This window comes from Pleurocapsa sp. FMAR1, from assembly GCF_963665995.1.
Classification (GTDB): Bacteria; Cyanobacteriota; Cyanobacteriia; order Cyanobacteriales; family Xenococcaceae; genus Waterburya.
Genome location: NZ_OY762512.1, coordinates 3,459,438 through 3,483,880, shown reverse-complemented (window position 1 = coordinate 3,483,880; position 24,443 = coordinate 3,459,438). Strand labels below are relative to the sequence as shown.

Sequence of the window (24,443 nt, the reverse complement as noted above, 5' to 3'; positions counted from 1 at the left end):
CAGGCTAAAAATAGTTAACTACTGTTTGCGTCTAATGTGAATCCAAAAAATTTGTAAATTCAAAAGAACTTAAGTTTAGTGGTGGATTTTCAACGTCAATTGCTTAAGTATTTGTAAAAGCTTTTGATTTTGAGCCTCGGTGCCAACAGTGATACGCAGCTTGTTATCTAATCCAGGCAAGTTGAAATAACGAACTAGAATATCTTGTTGCTTTAAAGATTGATAGATTGCTTCGGCTTGATTATCTGGGGGGGTAACTAATAAGAAGTTGCCTTGAGAATCTCTTACTTCAAAACCAATTTGTTTGAGATTTGTGGCTAATAAGGAACGCGATCGCTTTACTTTGGCTACACAAGCATTTTTATATTCCTGATCTTCCATTGCTGCTGCACCAACTAAAATAGCAACAGCATCAACGTTATAGCTATCTTTAACTTTAAATAAGCCTGATAATAACTGAGGGTTGGCAATGCCAAAACCAAGGCGTAAACCCGCTAGGGAATAACCTTTAGAAAGGGTGCGTAGGATAATTACGTTAGCAAATTCTTGAACCAAAGATAGGGCGGAACAGTCAGCAAAATCTACATAGGCTTCATCTATGGCTAATATACCTGTTAGTCTACTAGCCAGTTGGCGTAGATCGGCTAACGGGACAAGATGACCAGAGGGGCTATTAGGAGTTGCAATGAGAGTGAGCGCACCAGCGGCAGCAGCTAGTTCTTCAATTGGTAATTTATAGTCTTCGGCATAAGGCACTTCTACTACATCTGCGGGTTGGATTGCTGCCAACGTGCGATAAAGTACATAGGAAGGCATAGGATATACTACCTTGCGTTCTTTCCCCTCAGCACAGGCGCGGATCAGAATGTTCAAAAGATCGTCGCTGCCATTGGTCACAATAATCCAGTCTTCGGGTACTTCTAAAGCGGTGCTAACTGCATGGCAAAAATCTTGAGAGTAAGGATCGGGGTAACGACGCAACCATTCACTATTTAGATTGCGTAATACTTCTATAGCTTTTGGTGAAGGAGGATAGGGATTTTCATTAGTATTCAGCTTGATGATTGGCGTGCCTGGTTTGGGCTGTTCTCCAGGGGTATAACCTTGCATTGAGGCGATCGCAGGACGAAAATAGTTCATTATTTAAGTCTTCCTGAACGGATGATACTCGCAATTAACCATAGTCCCAGAAAACTAGCTACTGCAAACAGAACATTACTCAAAATAGAGACTTGAGTTGTAGATGAGCCTGTAGAGATAATGGCTGCGCCCATAATTAGAGAGCCAACCAAAATACTAAAGGAAAGACGATTAGCCGAATCTTTAATGCTTAGAGATAAAGTGTCTAGCTGACGAAGATTAATATTCCATTGCAGAGTTTCTGAGGTGATTCGATCCAACAATAACTCTACCATTCGTGGCGATCGCAATGAAAGACTCTTAAAATCTAAGCCAATACGCAACAATGTTTCAACGGGTCTTTGTCCTAATAGCTGACGACGAAACACATCTGCTACTAAAGGTCTAATTTGATCGAGCAGGTTTATTTGGGGATAAAAACCTCTGGCTACTCCCTCTAAGTTAGCTAGACTTTTGGCATACAACCCCATGTTGCTAGGAAGACGAATTTTGTTGTTACGCGATACCTGTAAAACCTCATAAATTACCTCGCTAAAATTGATCTCGGAAATGCTGCGATTGTAGTACTTGCGCAGCATCTTGTCGTAGTCATTAGTTAAATTCTTTAAATTTACCTGCTGACCACCCTCGGCTAGTTCTAAGGTTAATTGACTACAGCGACGACCATCGAGATCGACAATTGCCAACAACATTTCTGTCAAAATCTGCTGAGTTCGCGGATCTAAGCGACCAACCATGCCACAGTCAAGAATCGCCAAGCGACCATCCTGAAGATAAAATATATTGCCTGGGTGAGGATCGGCATGGAAAAATCCGTCTACATATACCTGTTTAAAAAAAGCTCGAAACAAAAGAGTGGTTATTTCGCTGCGCTGGCTATCTTCGTCTTTGCCATCTTTTACTTGAGGTAAACGAGCTTCTAGAATTGGCACGCCATCCAACCATTCGATAGTCAATAACCTCGTGCTGGTCAAATCTTCATATACCTGGGGAATAACTAGCTGGCTCGAATCAAACCATTTGCTGTCAGTCAGATTTTGCCGTAGCTGATTCGTATATTTAGCCTCGGTGGTGAAGTCCAATTCAGCCGTTATAGCATTGCTAAATTCTTCTGCTAAACCGACAATATCAAAGTTCTTGCCAAATTCCGTCAGCGAAGCCAATTCCGCCAGGCTTTTGATTAGAGAAATATCTCTAGCAACTACTGCCTCAATGCCAGGACGCTGTACCTTGAGAGCTACCTGCTGACCATCGACTAATACGGCGCGATACACTTGACCAATTGAACCTGCTGCGATCGCATTGTGGTCAATATCATTAAATATAGTTTCTAATGGTTGAGATAATTCTCTTCTAATTAAAGCTTCTACCTGTGACCAAGGTACAGGAGGGACGTTAGTTTGAAGATCGGTTAAAGTGTCTACGTAGCGTCCAGGCAAAAGATCTGGGCGAGTCGAAAGCAGTTGACCAAGCTTGACATATACCGGTCCTAATTCAATCAGAATGTTGCGTAGAACCTCTGGAGAAGGCAGACGAGGTTCATCTGACTTATTACCAGTTAATAAACCCCTGGCATAATCCCAACCATTACGCAAGACTACTTCAGCAATTTCTCTTTGACGGGAGGTGTTTTTGGTTAAAGCAAACATTTTTTATACGCTCAATGTGAATTTGCGACTAGATGCGGCGACGGTCATCACACCATGATTGAGGAGACTTCGCCCATTCGTTATCTCAACTATGCGCCTTTGGGAAATAGATAACTCATCTATATATTATGAACAGGATTTAGTATGATACTGATTAAACTCAATATAGCCTAAATCTCTAGCAATCATAAGCTGACATCAAGATCGATTGGTGGTGTAGCAAAGATGTTGAATTAATCAAAACCGTCATTCAATCAACATCCTTTATTAATGTTTTAGGGAGCAACTACTTTTACATATCTATCTATAGTTTATCAACACTTTGACTACACTACCCTTTGCGCGAGACAAAAAAAAGATGGGCATAAAACCCACCCAAATAAACAATTAATAAAATCAATTAAGTACTAAAGTATCTAGCAGAGGGATGATAAGTAATAATTGCCGTGGTAGATTGTTCAGGATATAGCTGTTCGCTTTCATCCATGAACATATTAATTCGCTTCGTATCCAGTAAATCCAGTTGCTTGTATTGATCCTCAATATTAGGACAAGCAGGATAGCCAAAACTATAGCGTGAACCTCGATAACGCTGTTGCAGGATGTCGCGAATATTGTCTGATTCTTCGGCTGCAAAACCTAGTTCGTTGCGGATTCTAGCGTGTGTCCATTCTGCCAAGGCTTCTGCCATCTGTACTGCCATGCCGTGATAATAGAGATAGTCGGTATAATTATCAGCTTTAAATAGCTTTTGGGCATATTCGGTGGCGACTTCTCCTACAGTTACCGCCTGCATAGGAAAGACATCTATGTGTCCAGATTCTTTAGTAGCAAAGAAATCCGCGATACAAAGACGTTTGCCAGAACGTTGACGCGGAAATTCAAACGAGGTTGCAGGTTTGACGAATCCCTTATCGGTAGGTTTATAAATATGCAGTGTATTTCCTTCAGCGTTACAAGGAAAATAACCGTAAATTATGGTGGGTTGTAATAAATTATCGGCAATAATTCTTTGTTTCCACTCTTCTAAAACTGGCTCAACTTTTCTAGCTAAAAACTCATTATAATCTTCTCGTGACTGTTCTTTGGGCTTACGGAACTGCCACTGTCCTACATATAAAGCCTGTAAATCTAAATAAGGAAAGATTTCATTTAAGGGAATATCTTCAGATCTTAAGATCTTTGTACCCCAAAAAGGAGGAGTAGGGCGATCGATATCTAAAGCCACGTCTTCAGAACGCTTTGTATCTATTACTTTTGGTTCTTCTTTTCTACTAACCTCATCGACAAAGATTTTATCTTGGTTTTCTCCCTCAAATGGTTTTGCCTCACCTTCTTCTATGGCTGACAAATCCTCTTCATTTAAGAACCCTTTGAGATCATCCCAGTTATGCTCTACTTTAGCGGGCATCAACTTATCCATAAAGTGTAAATCCGCAAAAGCATCCTTGCCATAGATAACCTTACCTTTATAGACATTTTGACAATCCTGATAAACAAACTTAGGAGTTAAAGCTGCACCACCCAAGATAACGGGAACACTAATACCTTTTTGATTAAAAGTTTCTAGATTATCTTTCATAAATGCCGTTGATTTCACCAGTAAGCCACTCATGGCGATGCAGTCGGGCTGGTGTTCTTTGTAAGCTTGGATAATATTCTCTATAGGCTGTTTAATACCCAGGTTGATTACTTTATAACCATTATTAGAGAGAATAATATCAACTAGATTTTTACCAATATCGTGAACATCACCTTTTACCGTGGCAATGACGAATTTACCCTTACCGCTGTCGTCGGCCTCTTTGTCCATATGAGGTTCGAGATGCGCCACTGCTGCTTTCATGGTTTGCGCCGACTGAAGTACAAACGGTAGCTGCATCTGTCCTGAACCAAATAACTCACCAACAACTTTCATGCCATCTAGCAGAAAGATGTTGACAATATCTAACGGTGGATACTGTTGCAAAGCCTCATCTAAAGCCTCGTCTAAACCAATACGTTCTCCATCGATAATGTGTTGTTTGAGACGTTCTTCTATAGGAAGGTTCTTATCTACTGCTTCGGACTTTTTAATTTTCTTGCCTGCAAATAGAGTAGTTAATTCACCTAAAGGATCGTAGGTACAGATATCGCCATCAAACTCTCGCTTGTCATAAATTAAGTCGTAACAGATTTTTTGATGTTTGGGATCGATTTTAGCTAGAGGTAAAATTTTACTGGGATTAACAATCGCTGAGTCTAATCCTACCTGCATACATTCATGCAAGAAAACTGAATTTAATACTTGTCTAGAAGCAAGGTTTAAACCAAAGGAAACATTAGATACCCCTAGAAGAACATGACAACCAGGTAACTCTTCTCGAATTCTTTTGGTTGCTAGGACGGTAGCTTTACCATTTTCTCGATCTTCTTCAATACCTGTAGAAACAGGCAAAGCTAAAGGGTCAAAAAAGATTTCTTGGGCAGGGATACCATAGGCTATTGCTGCATCATAAGCACGTTTGGCAATCTCAAACTTTTTGTCTGCGGTACGACCCATACCATCTTCATCGATAGTACCAATTACTATTCCTGCGCCATATCTTTTAGCTAAATCTAATACCTGATAAAATCTTTCTTCTCCATCTTCGTAGTTGGTGGAGTTAAGAATACATTTACCACCTGCAACCTTTAACCCTGCCTCCATCTTCGTGTACTCAGTGGAGTCAAGCATCAGAGGTAATGTCACGTTGTTAACCAGACGAGATGCTAGTTCGTGCATATCTTTCTCCCCGTCTCGTCCCACGTAGTCTACATTGACATCGAGAATATGCGCCCCTTCCTTTACCTGAGACTTAGCCAAAGAGACTAAACTATCCCAGTCTTCGTCATTGAGTAAAGTACGACATTGCTTAGAACCACTGGCGTTGAGTCTCTCGCCTACAATTAGGAAAGAATTATCTTGAATATAGGGTTGAGTACTATATATAGAAGCAGCGGAAGGTTCGTAATGAGGATGACGTTCTTTTGGGGTTAAGTCGCTTGTCATCTCAGCTAAAGCTTGAATATGATCGAACCTGGTGCCACAACAACCACCAATTATCTGTACGCCCAAGTCTTCAACAAAGTGCATCAACGCCATGCGCAGTTCCATTGGAGTCAGCTTATAATGTGCCTGTCCGCCGACGTTTTCAGGCAAACCAGCATTAGGAACACAAGAGACTACAAAAGGAGAGTGTTCTGAAAGATATTTGATGTGTTCCTTCATCAAATCGGGCCCTGTAGCGCAGTTCAGACCAAGAATGTCTATAGGATATCTTTCTAAAATGGCTAAGGCTGCATCAATTTCTGTGCCGACTAGCATTGTCCCCATCTGTTCCATAGTCACTGAAACCATTAGGGGAAGTCTTGCGCCTTTTTTCTTAAATACTTCTTCAATGGCGTTTAAAGCTGCCTTGATCTGCAATACATCTTGGCAAGTTTCTACCAATAGTAAATCTACCCCACCGTCATACAATGCTTCTGCTTGTTCGACGTAAGCATCTTTTAAACTATCAAAATCAATATGTCCTAAAGTAGGTAACTTAGTACCAGGACCGATTGAACCCGCAACAAAACGTGGCTTTTCAGGAGTGGAAAATTCGGCTGCAACTTTTTTAGCTAACTCCGCTGCGGTTTTATTCAGATAGTAAGCTTGATCTGCTAAATCATATTCAGCCAAAACTAACTTAGTTCCGCCAAAGGTATCGGTTTCAATAACATCTGCACCAGCTTCTAGGAAACCTCGATGCACTTTTGCTACTGCTTCTGGTTTGGTATGGACTAAATATTCATTGCACCCTTCATAAGCTTCGCCACCGAAATCTTCGGCAGTGAGATTTTGTACTTGCAGGTTGGTTCCCATCGCGCCATCTAAAACTAAAACAGGACGGTTGGGACTGTGGAGACGTTCTAAAAAAATACTGTTCATTGCTAGCGACTGCTGATCAACAGGTTAAATTACATTAAGTCCCATTATATGAAGTTCTTTGAGTAAACGGGAAAATTTATTTTAGGCAAATAACAAATAAGTCAAATAAAAGAAAAAATGAAATTATTACTTAAAACGAGGGAATTATTAGATCGATAGTTAGTTTCCAAAATTAGATTAAGCTGTGGACAATATTTTTATCGTTGTCATATTCATAACCTTGTCTTTGCTGATTTTCATCTTATTAAGAGAAATTAAAAAGCAGAAAAAAGCAAAACCTAAACACAAATTAGATAAGAGTTTAGATAAGCAATTATTAATCATGTTGAATGGCGACAAAAAAGCTGCTTTAAGATTGTTAAGACACGCTCGTCAAAAAAATCCTGGTCAAACTTATCTTTGGTATTATGAGAAAGTAATTAGAGATTTAGAAAGAGATAGAGGATATTAATCTGCAGGCGTTGCACAATGAATAAATGATAGTTCAGAAAATAGGTATTATTCGATGTTTAAGATAGTAAGTCAAGGCACTAATATACGTACGTCTGGATGAATCTGATAGCTTTTCTTGTGATAAGCGATCGCAAAACAATTAATATCAGGATCTCAAAGTAGTCTCAGAATTTTTAAAAGATGACGTTCTCAGAATCTTTATTTATGATTGAGTAAACATTTTAGAAGTTCGCGTTGCCTGAGCGAGAAGAGTGGCGACAAAAAGCTTGCCCGCATTTTTTTCTCGCTATACCCAATTGAGATAATCTATGACTTTCTAAAATATCGAGGGGCAAAATCAAAATGTTAAATTACAGCATAGTTATTCAGTGGTCTAAAAAAGATAGTTGTTTCGTGGTTACTTTTCCAGAGTGGGGAGAACAATGTCAAACCTATGGAGATAGTTACGAAGAAGCACTTAGTAATGGTAAAGAGGTCTTGCAGTTAATGATTGCTTCTTCTATTGAGGAAGGTATAGCTTTGCCAGAGGTTAACACTTTCCAAGGAATGTTACAAACTGTTTGAGTAAGTATATTATACGCCTGACCTGAACTACTAATTTAAACCGCATCTACTTTGAAGCGAGGAAATGCGAACAAAGGGCTTGCACGCATATAGATCCTTTGTCCGCATATACGCGCCAAGATGAGAGAATATCTTGATAATGGAGTCAAGCTGGGTTGGTTAATTAATCCTGAAGCTAAACAAGTAGAAATTTATCTTTTGGGACAAGATGTACAGTTATTAAAATCACCAAAGACATTATCTGGTGATCATATCTTGCCTGGCTTTATTTTAGATTTAGCTAATATTTTTTAGAGATTGTAATTATTACTATGAATACCATGCTGTCTGATTCAGTTCTCTTCCCAATTTTAGAAGAAAAATATTTACAAGATTTAGAAGTTTGTGGCACAGCTTTAGATCTCAAGCCAGGGGAAATTTTATATCGTGAAGGTGATGCCGCCTATTGTTTCTATGTAGTTTTAAAAGGACAAGTAAAAGTAACCAAACAGTTAGGCGCATCAGAAATTGTGGTTACTCTACACCATAGAGGTGAGTTTACGGGTGATTTAAGTATGTTGACTGGAGGAGTTGCCCAAGCAACTGCTAGTAGTGTTGATGTTAGTCGAGTAATTCAGTTTCAAGATTTTAAAGAACTACTTAAAGGCTGTCCTCGCAGTATCGATCTATTTGTCCCAGCTTTGGCAGAACGTTCTAAGGATTTAGAAGTAAGGCTGCGTCAGCAAGAGAAATTAGCAGCTTTGGGCAAATTATCGGCAGGATTGGCTCATGAGTTAAATAATCCCGCAGCAGCAGGCAGAAGGGCAGCAAAACAACTTAACATCGCGATCGCATCTCTACAGCAGAATATGCTCTCGCTTCGGGGTAAACATTTTTCCGCCCATCATCGTCAGCTAATGGGGGAATTACAGCAGCAGGCGATCGCTCAAGCAAACAGCAAATCAACTTTATCTCCTCTAGAACAAAGCGATCTCGAAGATGAATTAACAGACTGGCTAGCAAATAAAGGAGTAAAGAATGCCTGGGAGTTGTCACCTAGCTTGGTAAGTGCTGGGATACAGCCATCTCAATTAGAAACCCTGGCTAAAGACATGGAGTCTGAGGCTTTTAGTGAGGCGTTAGTCTGGCTAGAAGCGACTTTGACAATGAATGGCTTAGTAAATGAAGTAGAACAAAGCACCAGTCGCATCTCTGACTTGGTAGGGGCAATTAAAAACTATTCCTATATGGATCGCGCTGCCGTACAAGAGATAGATCTCCATGAAGGGTTGGACAATACCCTCAAGATTCTGCATCACAAGATTAAGTATGGCGTTAAGGTTAATAAAGAATACAGTACCAAGATTCCCAAGATTTCAGCTTACGGTAGTGAACTCAATCAAGTATGGACAAACCTAATTGATAATGCGATCGATGGCATGGATGGTAAAGGTGAACTAACTATTCGCACTGGCTTAGAAAACAACTGTGTGCTGATCGAAATTATTGATAATGGTGCAGGAATTCCCTCCGAAATCCAGTCCCGCATCTTTGAACCTTTTTTTACCAGTAAAGAAGTAGGCAAGGGAAGCGGTTTGGGTTTAGATATTTCTCGCCGTATTATTATCCAAAAACATCAAGGTAATTTGCGTTTCGAGTCACAACCAGGGAAAACTAACTTTCAAGTCCGTATACCCTTGACAATTGACAATCAATCAAAAGCCTCATAGTTTTGGTTACTGGGTCAAAGAGTTGGAAGCGGATTACTCTTTAATTAATAACAAATTTTAATGCTTGAATAAAAGATTGAGTTGCTTTTGCTGGTGTGTGAGCGATCATTATCTCTTCAGATTTTTTCCCCATAGCCTCAATTAAGTGAGGATTTTCTAAAAACTGACCCATATACTCAGCTAGTTTTGACGATCGCCCTGGATCGAAGACAAAGCCATTTTCACCATTAACAATCATTTCTACCGCTTTAGCACCTTGAGAACAGATAACTGGCTTGCCAAAAGCCATTGCTTCAGTTAATACAGCATTACGTGTAAACGTGATAGACATTTCTTAAAACTCGTTACTCGTTACTCTGATTCGAGCGTTCCCTTGAACTTCGGGTGTGGAACAGCGAGACAGTGTGGTCTTGGGGGTTTCCCCCATGAACAACTGTCTCAAGACAGGCTCATGGACGGAGCCGTTTCCACCCGCTCTGTCGGCGACGCGGGCAGATGCGGGGGGTACCCCTTTCTCGAATCTACTTGTTACTTGCGAGCAAATAACTTTAAATATGTTCTGTCTTGGTGCGCGTTCCCTTGCTAGGGCAGCATTCCCTTGCGCCTTCGGACGACGCGGGGTCTGCCCTCTTACGTCGACGCGGTGAGACAGTTGCGGTGGTGAGACACTTGCGTTGCGGGTCTGTGACCCGTTGAGCAAAGTGTCGAAAAGGTTTCCTGGCATAAGGAGGGCGCGTCGCCTGAGCGAGAGGGGTGGCGAGGTTTCCTCGCCATACCCAATCGAAGCTTTGTGGTTTCCCAGGCGTTTATGCCGCCCGTCAAACTGTCGAACCCTTTAGGGGGTCGCACCGCTAATTTAACTTGGTACGGCTATACCATTCCCCAAATATCTTCATAAGTCGGAAAAACAAAAATATCTGCTGCCTGAAAATAAGCACCTAAATATTTATAGGGAATTTGTCCTACCCACTTAATATGTTTGTCCAGGTTTTTGCTAGAGGCAAAAGCTTCTAATTCCTGACGCTGTTCTTCATCACCTACCATCAGCAAAGTATAATCGCAATATCCCCATTCTTGTAAAATTAGGCAAGCTTCTAAAAGGACTTTCAATCCTTTTCTGGAAACGATTTGTCCGACATAAAGAAAGATCGGCTTATTAGTTACAAAATCGATTTAAGGCTCTTCATTTTCGCTATATTGCAGTAAAGCTTTAACACTTGGTACTAGAAAGGGTCGATCGAATACTCGGTTTTCTTGAGCGTTTAATATGTCTACTATATATTCTTTTGCCGAGCGACCATTAACTACTAAAGCATCTGCCAATTTCACCAGCCAACGACGCGATCGCAAACGTAAAGAGGAATTGCGGTAGTCTATACCTGGAGATCCTCCTTCATAAATAATAATTACTTTCCAGCCAAATAAAAACTTCAGTGCGATCGCCATTGCCGCCCAGACAGTAAAAGCATTTGCAAAAATAACGTCTGGTTTAAATTTAATTAGATGCCCGATAACACTAGGAGAAGCGTAAGAAAACTCTAGATTATAACCTTCGCACTACAGCGCGGGGCTTCCCGCACGTAAAGCTAAATTTTGAAAGGTATCTACAGCATTTGGCACTTCAAAAAAAATCTTGGTATCAAGGTTTTCTCCTATAGTTTGTCTTAGAGTTGTTAGAAAACTTGCAGGATTCTGTATATGCTCTAATGTGTGTCGGCAAACAATAAAATCTCCTTGATAGTTTGCATAATTTTCTGAGTAGTAGTCTTGAATAAATTCAAGCATCAGGTTGAATTTTTCATACTCTCGATAAACATAAGTCTGATCGAAGCCTATGCCATAGTTATTACCTAGTTCGCACAATAATAATAAAAAGTCTCCTTTTCCGCAGCCAATTTCAATAATTTTCTTGTGTTGAAGCTCGTGTCGCTCAATTAATTGCATTGCTAAAGATCGGGCATAATTTTGAAAGTGCGGAGAAAATTCTAAAGAGCATTGGTAGGCTTCGGTGTATTCGAGTTTAGTTAGGTCAAAAACAACATTTTCAACAAATCCACAATTTTGGCAAAAAGCCAATTTTATATCTCCCTTGGGACAGTTTTGAGCTGCTTGTTGCTCTTGCCAAAGAAGATTGCAGAAAACTGGCATCTTTGGCAACTCAAAAAACACTTTAAGGTGTGGCAATGAACAGACAGGACAAGCTTTTTTCATTAACTGATGAATAGATTCTTATTGAGGATAATCAACTTCATTTTTTGACCACTCTAATAACAGACGATCTTGCTCTGTCTCTGGTAGTAAATTTAGTAAATTTTGCTGATTATTAGAGGTAGCTATTTTTTTATTCTTAAAACTTAAATTAAATCGTAAGTTATTAGTATAAAAATCTAAACGTTTTCATCAAAACTTTTTATTTGCTTTACATAAGCCATAAACCTTTGCGTCGCCAGTATTGTTCCATAAGAGCCATTTTTATTTGCTTTTTAGACACTATGTTTAGCTCGACTAGAATTTCGCCAAGTTTTTTGTTTTTTTGTTTTTGAAGCCTAACAATTGCATTGATTTTTGCTAAAGTAATTACTTTTTGTTCGACCAAAATTTCTCCCAGCTTGATTCTTTGATTTTTGAGATAGTACCGAAGTTGAGTGACAGAAATTAAGTCTTTTTTAACCAAAATTTCGCCAAGTTTTAAAGAGGGGGTTTGAGTTTGCTCTAATAAAGCTTTTTCTAATATTTCTTGAGTCAACAAACTCTGTCTTACCAAAATTTCACCAAGTAAAATTGGCGAACTATTCAAATCACTAATATCTACTACATCTACTACCATATTGCCATCGACAAAACTTCGACAAACTTGTTCAAGATTATCTTGACAAGGAATTAGCAATTGTTTGATTGCCAAGTATAAAAAAGGAGGAATGGTTTTACCGTAGCGATACCAAAGCCTTTGAGGTTCTTGAAGCAAGCGATACAGCCATTCTAGCCCTGCTTTTTGAAGCAAATAGGGGGCTCGTGGATTTAAACCTGCATACATGGAAAAAACCGCACCAACACCAACCATGACCGCCTTAATTTTTCCTTGGTGTTGCCTCATCCAAATTTCTTGTTTGGGACATCCAAGACAAACAAAAACTATTCCCGCCCCGCTTTCATTAATGCGATCAATTAAAAAATCGTCTACATTTTTGACAATTTCTTCAATGGTGATCTGCGGTAAAGTTTCCATCCCAGCGATTTGTAATACTGGATATTCCTCTTCCAGCCTGTGCTTCATTTTGCCTAAAACTTCAGGTTGTGAACCAACACAATAAACTCGAATTTGACATTGTTGAGCTAGTTCACAGAGGTTAACAAAGACATCTAATCCTGCTACACGATTCTGGTTGTATATTCCTAGTTTTTGCAACATCCAAACTAAAGGCATTCCATCGGGAGTTACCATGTCCGCTTCTTCTAGAACCTCAGCAAAACTTTTATCCCAGTACGCTTCCATTAGCATATGAACATTAGCCAAACAAATAGTCTTACTTTCTTTTGTTCTTGCCCATCGAAGCATTAATATAATTTGTTCTTCAAAAGTAAGACAAGTTATTGGGGTATTCAATAAGTATTTAGTTGGTATGGAAAATTGCATTTTACGTAGATATAATTCAAATCAACTTAAGTTAAATGTATTCTCCAAATAAAAAGCTGTCTGAAAATAATCTCGAGACGGTTTACAAAAATAAATCGTTTTAAAGATAGTTTGAGATTATGTTTTTTTTATTTAGATAAAGAGTGTTTATCGATCGCATTCTGCTTTTTAATTCTTTTGATAGTAATATCAACTTGGTAAAAAACTAGGGCAATCGCCAGTAATAGTTAAGCCAGTATTCTTTTTTAAATATTTCTTAAATCTATGGATTTTTATTAGTCGTATTTTTTTGTGTAAAAACAAAAAAAATCCCATTAATATAATCATATTACATAAATGAGTTACTACTGTCAATAAATTCAGCAAATTTAAATAGCCAAAATGCGCGCATTTGAAAAAAATGTATTCTATTGTTACCATTTTTATTGCTAAATCTATGTCCATTTGAGAATTATTAATTCTGCTTTTCTCAATCAAAGTTAATTCTTTTTGTGATCGCACTATTAAGAAAATTACTAAGCTGTTACGTATTTAAACTACACTTTTGCTAGTTGCGTTTCATTAATTCATTGACGACTATGCCAAGAACAGGAATGTTAGATACATTTAATCGGTTCATAGCTTCTTTTAAATTTACGTTTTGCAACTTACCTAATCCCGTCACTAAAACAACACCGTCAGTTTTTGTAGCTAACAAACTGACATCTGCATAGTTAACAATTGAAGATACATCGTAAATAACTAAATCGAAATTTTGTTCGGCTGTTTTCATCACCTCTGTAATTTTTTTTGATACAAATAATTTTCCTGGATCGGTAGTCATAGCTTGACTACCACTAGAAAGAATAAATAAATTTTCTTCTAAAAAAGATTTTTGAACGACATCACGCAAATCTAAGTTTGGTTTCAAGACGAGATCTGTTAAACCAAAGTTGTTAGCTAAAGGGATACTCTTACTAATTCTGCTAATACTCCGCATATCCGTATCTACAAGCAAGACTCGCTTACCCATAATGGCGGCAGTTTTAGCTAGATTGAGCGCTACGGTGGATTTTCCTTCTCCAGGCATAGCAGAGGTAATTATGAAAGAACGAAGAGTACTATTTGCTGCAAATAAACCTAAATTAGCACCAAAAAACCGAAAAGGTTCGATTGATAGAGTTAAAATATCAGATAAAGCCGAATTTCGCTTGTATACTTGCATTGCCGATTTATCTGCTATGCTATCTGGTTTCATTAATAAGCTCATCTCTTGTTCAAGAGATGATTTTGTCGAGGATCGATCAAAGGGAATCATTCCTAGTATTGGCAGATCGGTAACTCGTTTAAGTTGAGATGAGGTATGAACAATATTTTGATATTTATCCAAAGCGAGCGCCAGACCTACACCTACTAATAAACCGAAAAGTGTACCTAAAACAACGAAATTAACTGTACTTGCAGAATCAGTTTGCGGATCTCCTACGGCGGTCAACAATCTCCAGGGAGCTTCTTTTTGAGCGGACTCGATTTTTAAGGATTCTCTTTGAACTAGGAGTTCATTAAGCTGTCTGACGGTAATAGTTATTTGTCGCTGAATTTCTTCGTAGTCTTGAGTAACTCCCGACCAGTCCTTAATTTCTTGTTTAAGATCTATGATGTCTTGATCAATATCTTTATTTTGCTCTTCTAAAGAAGAAATTTGATTAGCTAGTTTTTGTTCGACAACTTTTCCTTCTTGATCGATTAAAGAGAGAATTTCTTTTTTTTCCGCAAATAACACCTGTAATTCTGCGCTACCATTGGTAAAAATTGCCGATTTGTTAGCTATTTGACGATCTACTCCTCGCAAATCCTCTAATAGTTTGTTGTAACGATCGGTACCAAACTGCATTGCTGTAGTTGCTTTAGTTGGTTCTTGTGCTACTTCTTTTTGAACAACACTGTCATTCCATTTTGCTTGATTTAATTGTGATTTATTGAGTAGTTGTTCTTTCGTGAGATCTTCAAGTCTAACTGATAAGTTCTCTCCTTGAATTTCTGGTTTGATAAAGTTATGTTTTTGTCTTATTTGTTGTATTTGCAAATTGAGCCGATCGACTTTTGCTTGTAATATGGGAATTTGCTGATCCAAAAATTCTAGACCTCGACTCAATCCAGATTGTCTTTTTTGCAAACTATAATCCAGATAAACTGTTGCCAAGGTATCTAAGACATCTTTAACAAGTTTACTGTCAGGATGCTTGTAAGTAACTTCTAAAACAGTTTCTTCTTCGTTGGCAGATTCAAGATCTAAAGTACTAATAATCGAAGCATAATTAATTTCGGGATAGGCTGGTTGTAATTGCTTGATGACAGAATCAATTATCCCAGGACTTTTGAGAGTTTTTATTTGTACGTCATCTAATTTTACTGACGTCACTGCTTCAGTTGTTTCTCTTGAAGAAGAAGTTACTGTAGTTTCAATGGTTACTGGTTCGGAGAGAATTTCAAAACTAGATTGGTAAATAGGAGTCCGATTCATGGCTTGCACAAAAGCCAAAGACGATACAACTGCTGTAACACACGTAATTAAGGGTAATCTCCGCCACAGGATTTCTTTAAGAGCACTTAAGTTCAGCCCTCCCTCTTCTGCTTCATATAGCTCATGTAATTGAGCATTTGGAGCAATATTAGCGATTTTAGAAGAATAATTTGTATTCATACGAAGGATCCTAATATTTTAAATTGTTTTTTATAAACAAAGATTTTGCTTATACTTAAATTTAATAGTTGAAAAGTAATATTTATGTAACCTAGTTATTATAAGACAAATTTAGAAAATATAAAATAAAAATATATGAAGTATTTATAAATTAGAGGTAATCTATAATTTTGACGTTGCCAAATAGTATTACGTTTGCTCGTCAGAAATATATGCAGAAGTAATCATTTTTTTGATATTTTTTGCTTTTTAATTCTTAGTTACGGATGTTAATCTTACATTGTTTTCCCATTTGTTGCGTCGGGTGAGATAACAAGCGCAAGCCTCAGAGCATGGCAACCAATGATTTAGCTGCATACAGGGCAAGCCACGTAGATAGAATTTGAATACAAGTCTTTACTTTATCCTAACAGATTAATGAGTGTATAACATTAGCTATTAAAAGTTTTTTGGCAGTAGATTCTGCCCCTAAAAGTTTGAGAACCAAACAATAGTTATCAGAAAATATATTAACAATTACTCTGTTTATAGAGTGTTTGGGCTGATAATGATATGTTAATTGCCGAGCGGCTTGTCATTCCATTTTGTTACTAAAAATGAACATAAATTAAACATTAATTAAACATTGCATATTAAGTATTTTAGGATAGAGGTTTATTTTGAAGTAAACTTAAGACAATCGTATCACTTGACCTATTTCTATATAATAAATATGTCTAATAGTATTATAGATAGTTTTAGTGAGCAGTATAAAACATCATTTAAAAAAAATTAAGGAAAAAATCTTTGCATCAAGAAAAAAAGTTAGTCAAGCGAATTGCGATCGCTCGTAGAGAAAGAGGCAACGCTTTGAGCATGGATGTTTATGCTGATAATTTGATCGCTGGGTTGAGAACCATTCGTCCCCATTGGGAGATTATAGAAGTCGCGCCTCAACCCTGGAGTAGCGATCCTGAAGATTCATGGCATTCTGGCAATCCTGTACAGAAATACTACGAACGTTTTTGGCGACATCCTCTGGCTGTTAGCCGCACAAAAGTAGACTTATTCCACATCATCGACCATACAGATGGACATATTGCTCGTTGGTTGACCAAACTAGGTAAACCCATTGCGATCACTTGTCATGACTTAGTTCAATACGTCTATCCTGAAATTTTGAAAGATCAATCTCGTTTGCCAGCCTTGAGTATGGCATCTTGGCGTTATTCAGTAGGGGGAATGAAATTAGCAGACTGTATTATTGCTGTATCAAGTAATACAAAAAAAGATGTTATATCTATGTTAGATATCAGTAGCGACAAAATAACGACAATACCTAACGGAGTTGATGCTCAATTTCGAGTCATAAAAAGCGATCGCATCTGGAAGCAAAAACATCAACACACAACATCCTCAGAGGAAATCTGTTTGCTTAATGTCGGTTCAACTCATCAACGTAAAAATATTTTTACTATTTTAAAGGTCTTAGAAACTTTAATCCAAAAGGGACTACCCGTTCGTTTATGGAAAGTTGGCAGTAATTTTACCGCCGAGCAACAGGCTTATATCTGCGATCGTCAACTCGAATCACAGATAACTTGCTTCGGATATCCCGATCGAGAAACTCTGGTCGAATTATATAATGCTGCCGATTTATTGTTAGCTCCTTCACTATACGAGGGATTTGGGCTAACTATTTTAGAAGCGATGGCTTGTGGAACGCCCGTAGTTACTTCCAATGTTTCTTCTGTGCCAGAAGTAGTTGGCGATGCAGCTATCTCCCTCGATCCTATGGATATAAAAGCCATAACTGAGTCAATCTTGCAGCTTCAAAATAATAATTATCGCCAAGACCTAGTACAAAAAGGTTTGGCAAGAGCAAAACAATTTACTTGGAAACAAACTGCTGAGAATACAGCTTCTGTCTACGAGCAGCTTTTATTCTGACTATATCTATATATAGATTAACTATTACTCATGAAAATTCTTATATCGGCATATTCTTGCCAACCTGGACAAGGTTCAGAACAAGGAGTAGGTTGGAATGTGGCACAGGCAGTGGCTAAATACCACGATGTTTGGGTGTTGACTAGACCTGATGAAGGAAAAGAAGCGATCGAAGCAGAGCTTGCTGGTAACCCAGATCTCAAATTGCATTTTGTCTATTTTACTCTGCCAATTTGGGGCGGGGGTTGGAAATGGAAATTTGGTTCGATGCAGCTTCACTATTATCTCTGGCAAATTCAAGCTTATTTTGTAGCGCGTAATCTTCACCGTCAGATTGGCTTCGACCTAGCACATCATGTCACTTTTGTTAAATATTCAAGACCTAGTTTTTTATCTTTGCTGCCCATTCCCTTTGTCTGGGGACCCGTTGGTGGTGGTGAATTTGCACCAAAAGCTTTTTGGCAAGATTTTAGTTTAAGCAATAAAATTCACGAACTCGCACGCCTGTTTGCCTGTTGGTTTTTTGAACTCGATCCCTTTGTACGGATGACTGCTAGACGTAGCGTGCTGGCTAAAGCAACTACTGAGGATACGGCTACAAAAGTTCGTAACTTGCAAGCTTCCAAAGTGGATATCGAACTAGCGATCGGTTTGTCTAGTCAAGAAATTGCCTTATTGGCTAAAAACCTTCCAGCACCTAGTTCTGAGATTAGATTTCTCTCTGTTGGCAGACTGCTGCATTGGAAAGGTTTTTATTTGGGGTTACGAGCATTTGCTAGAGCAAATTTGACTGATGGTGAATACTGGATCATTGGCGATGGTCCAGAAATAAACAAACTAGAGCAACTAGCTGAAAATTTAGGAATTGCTCGACAAGTAAAATTCTGGAAAGAATTACCACGAGAAGAGACATTGTTGCAATTAAGCAAATGTACGGCATTAGTTCACCCCAGCTTACACGATTCAGGAGCAGGAGTTTGTCTAGAAGCTATGGCAGCAGGTTTACCCGTTCTCTGCTTAAATATAGGAGGACCCGCAGTTCAGGTGACCGAACAAACTGGTTTTAAAATTCTTGCTGATAATCCCCAACAAGCAGTAGAAGATCTGGCGGAGGCTATGATTAAACTATCGCAAAATCCACAATTGGCGATCGCTCTAGGCGAAGCGGGACGTAAAAGAGTTCTTGAATGCTTTTCTTGGGAAGTAAAAGGACGCTCTTTAGCAAAGCTTTACGAACAAATAGTAATTCAATAATCAGATTTTATTTTCTGCAACTAAGACTTGTGAGAATATAATACATATAACTTTTTAGGACATTAAGTAAATGCAACCAAATATTTATTATCAAGAACACGGATATGTTGTCCTGCGCAATTTAATTCCTGCTCAACTTATCAATCAATTATTAGAATTTTATGCTCAACAAATAGTCCCCTCTAAACAACCTTTTTTTCGACAAAGTACTAACAAATATGAACCAAATCAGCTTAATGAATATGGTCACGTCAAACAGTCTTTTTTAGATATTCATGATTACCAAAAATATCCAAAGTTTAGCAACCTTGCTAAAGAAATTTATTGTCATGAATCGATTCAAAATGCACTCAAGCAAATAACTGGGTTTGATGCTTTTAATTTGATGCAAACCATGCTTTTTGATAAAAATACAGAGACACAATCCCATCAAGACTGGTGGTATTTAGATTCTATTCCCAACGGAAACTTAACTGCTGCTTGGATTGCTTTGGAGAATATTGACGAAAGAGCAGGTAGATTTTATGTCTTACCAAAGTCTAATCACAATCCCGATTTTCATAGCGACGATGCTAATTTATCTCACAGTCAATGGTTACAACGAATTAGCCAATATACAGAAAAGCATAAAGATGAAATTACTGCTCCTGCTCTAAATCAAGGAGATGTTTTATTTTGGAACTCGAAAACTATTCATGGTGCTTTACCGACTATAAATCCTAGTTTTTCGAGGAAATCGCTTACCGCCCATTATATTCCTTCTGTTTATGAATTTGGTAATCTTTTTACGACCAAAAATTATATTACCTACAAAAACTATCAAGGCGTAAATTTTTATCGTAATCAACCAGATTACTCTTTACTTAACAACTTTAAATTTAAACTAAAAACCTCAGTTTATGATTCTCCCATTCTCTTAAAACTAATGCGTAGCATCCAGAAAAAAATTAGCAGCCGATAATTATCATGCACGTTTTGATTGCTGCCTTACATAGACCAATTAAGCCGACAGGAGTTTGCAGACACGCCGTTAATTTGGCACAGTGTCTTGCCAGTACCAACGAAGTAGATAAGGTAACGCTTGTAATTGGAGCATGGCAACTAAATTATTTTAAAACATCTTTTGTATTGGATTCACCAAAGATCGATCTAGTCAGCATCGAGCTTAAAAATAGTTCTTTATCCCGAAATATTTGGTTTGTTTGGGGATTAGCCAAACTAACAAATCAACTATGTCCCGATTTGGTTCATTTGTCATTTCCGATTCCCTTTTGGCGATCTTTATTTTCCTGTCCTGTAGTGACTACTATTCATGATTTTTATCCCTACGAATGTCCAGAAAACTTTGGCTATCCCAATGTCTGGTTTAATCGTTGGTTTCTTAAGCAATGTGTTGAGAATAGCAGTGGTCTAAGTTGTGTTTCGCAAATTACTTTGAAAAATCTAAATCGATACCTGCCGAAAATTAGTTCGCAAAAACTTACGACTGTAATTTACAATTGCGTAGATTTTTCTCAAATTACGCCAGCCATACCTACAAATATTGATTCAAAATATACTGAGTCTTTTTTACTGTGCGTAGGACAGCATCGACAAAACAAAAATTTAGATCTGCTGATTAAAGCCTATGTCAAGCTCAGAAACAGTAATCAGATAACAGCCCAAACTAAACTAATTATTATTGGTGCTACAGGGCCAGAAACTGAAAAACTCCATAGTTTGATAGATTATTTTGCCTTACAAGAATTAGTATTATTAGAATCATCAATTAACGACAGTAACTTGACTTGGCTATATCAAAACTGCGAACTGTTTATTATTGCATCATCTACTGAAGGATTTTGTTTGCCCTTAGCCGAAGCTATTTATTTTGCTTCCAAAGTGGTTTGTACTGACATTTCTGTTTTTCGTGAAATTGGTGCTAATAATTGCACATATTTTCAGTTAGAAGGAGATTCTGTATCAAATTTATCAAATGCGATCGCTAGTACTTTAAATCAATCTCGTGCCGATTGTGATTTGCATAATTATCGTTTTAGTAAATCAAAAATAGCCGAACAGTATGTTGATTTTTATGCCCAATTAATTTAATAATTTTATTTATGAAAACAAATGTATTATCAGGCTATGATTCAGCTTGATAATTACAAATAGACATTAAAGTTGTATTATTACATTTATGTTGTACAATTACATTTGTATGTATTTTTACTTTTAATTTTTGTCTTTTTATTTATTTTTATTTAATCGTAAAAAAACATAGTAAATAAGCTATGACTCACTCATTTATTCAATTTATATACGTATTTTAGAATAATATGGTTCAAACAACAAAAACAATAGAGATTGGCGGCACGACTACAAATGCTACCTGCCGATTTTGTAAAACCTCATTAAGACATACTTTTGTCGATCTAGGTATGTCTCCACTGTGCGAGAGCTACTTAAGTTCAGAACAGATTAACGAGATGGAACCTTTTTATCCACTCCACGTTCACATTTGTCATAACTGTTTCTTAGTGCAATTAGAGTCTTACGTCAGTCCAGGGAATATTTTCACGGAATATGCCTACTTTTCTTCTTATGCAGATACCTGGTTAAAGCACGCTAAAGCCTATACGGATTTGATGGTAAAGCGATTTGGTTTTAACGAGCAAAGTCAGATTGTAGAACTTGCTAGTAATGATGGTTATTTACTGCAATATTTTGTTGAAAAAAATATTCCCGTACTTGGGGTCGAACCTGCTGCCAATATCGCTAAAGTGGCAATGGAAAAAAATGTTTCTACCGTTGTTGAATTTTTTGGACGAGAATGTGCTAACAAGCTAGTTGGGCAAGGAAAGCAAGCCGACTTAGTTGTTGCCAATAATGTTTTAGCCCACGTTCCAGATTTAAACGACTTTGTAGCGGGGATTAAAATTTTGCTTAAGCCGCAAGGAGTAGCTACGGGTGAATTTCAGCATTTGATGCGTTTAATGGCAGAAAATCAGTTCGATACGATTTATCACGAACACTTCTGTTACCATAGCTTTATCACCATTGAAAAAGTATTTGCAGCTCATGGCATGACCCTGTTTGATGTCGAAGAATTGCCAACTCATGGAGGATCGCTGCGGATTTATGCTTGTCACCAAGAAGACTCAAGTAAAGTAGTAAGCGATCGCTGCATCGAGCTAAGAAACCGCGAAGAAAAAGATGGGTTTACCTCTCTTGAACGTTACCAAAACTTTACAGAACAAGTTAAAGAAACGAAACGTAAACTCTTAGATTTCTTAATTAAGCTCAAACGAGAAGGAAAAACCGTTGTCGGTTATGGCGCACCAGGTAAAGGTAATACATTGCTCAACTATTGTGGCATCCGTACAGATTTTTTAGACTATACAGTAGATCGCAATCCTTACAAACAAGGAAAATTTTTACCAGGCACTCATATTCCGATTTACCATCCCGACAAAATTCAGGAAACCAAGCCCGATTATGTCCTAATTTTGCCATGGAACTTCAAAGATGAAATTATCGAACAAATGAGCTTTATTCGCGACTGGAACGGACAGTTTGTCGTACCTATTCCTGAAGTGAGGGTATATTCCTAAAAATGCGTTTTATGCCAACTAAGCTAAAAAATGTTTATATCGTCGAACCAGAAAGATTTGAAGATGAAAGAGGCTTTTTTGCCCGTACTTGGTGCGAAAAAGAATTTAGCGATCGCGGACTCAATCCCAACCTCGTACAGTGCAATATTTCTTTCAACAAAAAAAAGGGGACTATTAGGGGAATGCATCTCCAGATTTCTCCTCATGCCGAAGCGAAATTAGTGCGCTGTACCAAAGGAGCTATTTATGATGCCATCGTCGATTTACGTTCTAATTCGGAAACATTTCAGCAATGGATTGGAGTCGAACTGACGGCAGAGAATCACAAGGCTTTGTACGTTCCTGAAGGATTCGCTCACGGCTTTCAAACTCTAAAAGATGATACTGAAGTCTTTTATCAGATGTCAGAATTCTATGCTCCAGAATGCGCTAGAGGATTTCGTTGGAACGATTCCACTTTCAAGATTAATTGGCCTGAGCAAGTTAGCATAATTTCTTTAAGAGATCGAGAATATGAAGACTATACAGCAGAACGATTTACCTAGAACCACAGAGCCGACTGAGAAAAACAATCTGAGCGTCGATTCCAAAATCGTTGCTTCTCAATCAGGTACGACAATGTACCAGTTAATCTCAGATTTGTACCTCATTTGCCGAAGTATTACTGGCGATGGAGTGAGAAAAACCCTAGCAATTCTACAGCAAAATATTCCCTTAAAAATTAACCAAGTACCGACGGGTACAAAAGTGTTCGACTGGACAGTTCCTAAAGAGTGGAACATTAAGGATGCTTATGTGAAAAATGCCAAAGGGGAAAAGGTTATTGATTTTCAAAAATCGAATTTACACCTGCTCAACTACAGCATTCCCATTCAGAAAAAGATGCCTCTATCAGAGTTAAAAAAACATCTTTTTTCGCTGCCAGAACATCCCGACTGGATACCCTATCGGACTTCATATTACAGTGAAAATTGGGGATTTTGCTTAACTCATCGTCAACTGGAGGCACTAGAAGATGGTGAATACGAAGTCTACATAGATTCTTCACTAGAACCAGGACACTTAACCTACGGAGAGTATTATCTACCAGGAGAAAGCAAGGAAGAAGTATTATTTTCCTGTCATATCTGCCATCCTTCTCTATGTAATGACAATTTATCGGGAATTTCTATAGTAACTTTCTTAGCCAAACATCTCAGTTCTCTATCTTTGAGATATTCCTATCGCTTTCTATTTATTCCTGGCACAATTGGTTCGATTACCTGGCTGAGCTTAAACGAAAGCAAAACCTCTCAAATCAAACATGGTTTGATCGCGGCTGGATTAGGAGATTTGGGAAAATTAAATTACAAAAAAAGTCGTCGTGGCAATGCCGAAATAGATAAGGCAGTTATTCATGTTTTGCAACATTCTGGACAAGATTATCAAATAAATGATTTTTCTCCTTACGGCTATGATGAGCGTCAATTTTGCTCACCTGGATTTAATTTGGCAGTAGGTAGTTTAACTAGAACTCCCTTTGGTCAATATCCTGAGTATCATACCTCAGCAGATAATTTAGACTTTGTTCGAGCCGATAAATTAGCAGACTCCTTGGAAAAGTATTTAGCAGTAGTCGATATTTTAGAAAACAATCGAAAATATCTCAATACCAATCCTAAATGCGAACCTCAATTAGGGAAACGAGGACTGTATGGCACTTTTGGCGGCACACAAAATAAAAAAACTAAAGAAATGGCAACTTTGTGGGTGCTGAATTTAGCGGATGGCAATCATAGTCTTTTAGATATAAGCGATCGCTCCAGATTGGAATTTTCAGTGATTCGAGATGCTGCCAATGCTTTATTCAAAGGCGGTTTATTGGAATTAACCATCAACTAAAA

19 protein-coding genes and 1 pseudogene are annotated in these 24,443 nt (G+C 37.9%); 11 read left to right on the top strand and 9 right to left on the bottom strand.

Annotated features, from left to right (window positions below):
- Positions 1–75: 75 nt before the first annotated feature.
- The 3 genes from hisC to metH form a co-directional block, all read right to left on the bottom strand.
- Positions 76–1,140 (bottom strand): histidinol-phosphate transaminase, encoded by a 1,065-nt coding sequence (gene hisC, locus SLP02_RS16930; RefSeq protein ID WP_319421921.1) that lies wholly within the window; start codon positions 1,138–1,140, stop codon positions 76–78.
- Entirely contained in the window at positions 1,140–2,789 is a 1,650-nt protein-coding gene (locus SLP02_RS16925) for an ABC1 kinase family protein (protein ID WP_319421920.1), read from the bottom strand. The genes hisC and SLP02_RS16925 overlap by 1 nt, the downstream gene beginning before the upstream one ends.
- Positions 2,790–3,189: 400 nt before the next feature.
- On the bottom strand, positions 3,190–6,741 hold the full coding sequence (metH, locus tag SLP02_RS16920; protein ID WP_319421919.1) for a methionine synthase: 3,552 nt from the start codon (positions 6,739–6,741) through the stop codon (positions 3,190–3,192).
- A 184-nt stretch (positions 6,742–6,925) separates the two neighbouring features.
- Here metH and SLP02_RS16915 point away from each other — a divergent pair, with 184 nt between their 5' ends.
- From SLP02_RS16915 to SLP02_RS16900, 4 genes and pseudogenes are all read left to right on the top strand, one after another.
- Positions 6,926–7,192 carry a hypothetical protein gene (locus SLP02_RS16915; RefSeq protein ID WP_319421918.1) on the top strand — a complete coding sequence of 89 codons (267 nt, stop codon included), beginning with the start codon at positions 6,926–6,928 and terminating at the stop codon, positions 7,190–7,192.
- 344 nt (positions 7,193–7,536) lie between these two features.
- The gene (locus SLP02_RS16910; RefSeq protein WP_319421917.1) at positions 7,537–7,758 is read left to right on the top strand and encodes a type II toxin-antitoxin system HicB family antitoxin; all 222 of its coding nucleotides are present in this window, start codon (positions 7,537–7,539) and stop codon (positions 7,756–7,758) included.
- Between the two features lie 108 nt (positions 7,759–7,866).
- A pseudogene (locus SLP02_RS16905) lies at positions 7,867–8,052 on the top strand (Uma2 family endonuclease); the annotation flags it as partial.
- Positions 8,053–8,069: 17 nt separating this feature from the next.
- Positions 8,070–9,467, top strand: a complete 1,398-nt coding sequence (locus SLP02_RS16900) for a sensor histidine kinase (RefSeq protein WP_319421915.1) — start codon at positions 8,070–8,072, stop codon at positions 9,465–9,467.
- A gap of 40 nt (positions 9,468–9,507) precedes the next feature.
- Here SLP02_RS16900 and SLP02_RS16895 read toward each other — a convergent pair whose 3' ends face one another.
- The 6 genes from SLP02_RS16895 to SLP02_RS16870 all read right to left on the bottom strand — a co-directional run bounded on the left by SLP02_RS16895 (position 9,508) and on the right by SLP02_RS16870 (position 15,784).
- On the bottom strand, positions 9,508–9,798 hold the full coding sequence (locus SLP02_RS16895; RefSeq protein ID WP_319421914.1) for a glycosyltransferase: 291 nt from the start codon (positions 9,796–9,798) through the stop codon (positions 9,508–9,510).
- A 539-nt stretch (positions 9,799–10,337) separates the two neighbouring features.
- Positions 10,338–10,640: a glycosyltransferase gene (locus tag SLP02_RS16890; RefSeq protein ID WP_319423698.1), complete on the bottom strand. Its 303-nt coding sequence runs from the start codon at positions 10,638–10,640 to the stop codon at positions 10,338–10,340.
- Positions 10,641–10,979, bottom strand: coding sequence for a glycosyltransferase family 4 protein (locus tag SLP02_RS16885; RefSeq protein WP_319423697.1), 339 nt, complete (start codon positions 10,977–10,979; stop codon positions 10,641–10,643).
- Between the two features lie 45 nt (positions 10,980–11,024).
- Positions 11,025–11,615 carry a class I SAM-dependent methyltransferase gene (locus SLP02_RS16880; RefSeq protein WP_319421913.1) on the bottom strand — a complete coding sequence of 197 codons (591 nt, stop codon included), beginning with the start codon at positions 11,613–11,615 and terminating at the stop codon, positions 11,025–11,027.
- Between the two features lie 271 nt (positions 11,616–11,886).
- Entirely contained in the window at positions 11,887–13,023 is a 1,137-nt protein-coding gene (locus SLP02_RS16875; RefSeq protein WP_319421912.1) for a WecB/TagA/CpsF family glycosyltransferase, read from the bottom strand.
- Positions 13,024–13,648: 625 nt separating this feature from the next.
- The gene (locus SLP02_RS16870; RefSeq protein ID WP_319421911.1) at positions 13,649–15,784 is read right to left on the bottom strand and encodes a GumC family protein; all 2,136 of its coding nucleotides are present in this window, start codon (positions 15,782–15,784) and stop codon (positions 13,649–13,651) included.
- A 786-nt stretch (positions 15,785–16,570) separates the two neighbouring features.
- On the opposite strand from SLP02_RS16870, the gene SLP02_RS16865 reads away from it, so the two are divergent.
- From SLP02_RS16865 to SLP02_RS16835, 7 genes are all read left to right on the top strand, one after another.
- On the top strand, positions 16,571–17,713 hold the full coding sequence (locus tag SLP02_RS16865) for a glycosyltransferase family 4 protein (RefSeq protein ID WP_319421910.1): 1,143 nt from the start codon (positions 16,571–16,573) through the stop codon (positions 17,711–17,713).
- Positions 17,714–17,743: 30 nt separating this feature from the next.
- Positions 17,744–18,967, top strand: coding sequence for a glycosyltransferase family 4 protein (locus SLP02_RS16860; protein WP_319421909.1), 1,224 nt, complete (start codon positions 17,744–17,746; stop codon positions 18,965–18,967).
- 70 nt (positions 18,968–19,037) lie between these two features.
- Positions 19,038–19,928, top strand: a complete 891-nt coding sequence (locus SLP02_RS16855; protein WP_319421908.1) for a phytanoyl-CoA dioxygenase family protein — start codon at positions 19,038–19,040, stop codon at positions 19,926–19,928.
- Positions 19,929–19,933: 5 nt separating this feature from the next.
- Positions 19,934–21,058 (top strand): glycosyltransferase family 4 protein, encoded by a 1,125-nt coding sequence (locus SLP02_RS16850; RefSeq protein WP_319421907.1) that lies wholly within the window; start codon positions 19,934–19,936, stop codon positions 21,056–21,058.
- Between the two features lie 227 nt (positions 21,059–21,285).
- Entirely contained in the window at positions 21,286–22,560 is a 1,275-nt protein-coding gene (locus SLP02_RS16845; protein WP_319421906.1) for a class I SAM-dependent methyltransferase, read from the top strand.
- 2 nt (positions 22,561–22,562) lie between these two features.
- Positions 22,563–23,105 carry a dTDP-4-dehydrorhamnose 3,5-epimerase gene (gene rfbC, locus SLP02_RS16840; RefSeq protein ID WP_413467221.1) on the top strand — a complete coding sequence of 181 codons (543 nt, stop codon included), beginning with the start codon at positions 22,563–22,565 and terminating at the stop codon, positions 23,103–23,105.
- A 73-nt stretch (positions 23,106–23,178) separates the two neighbouring features.
- Positions 23,179–24,441, top strand: a complete 1,263-nt coding sequence (locus SLP02_RS16835) for a DUF4910 domain-containing protein (RefSeq protein WP_413467394.1) — start codon at positions 23,179–23,181, stop codon at positions 24,439–24,441.
- Positions 24,442–24,443: the final 2 nt, after the last annotated feature.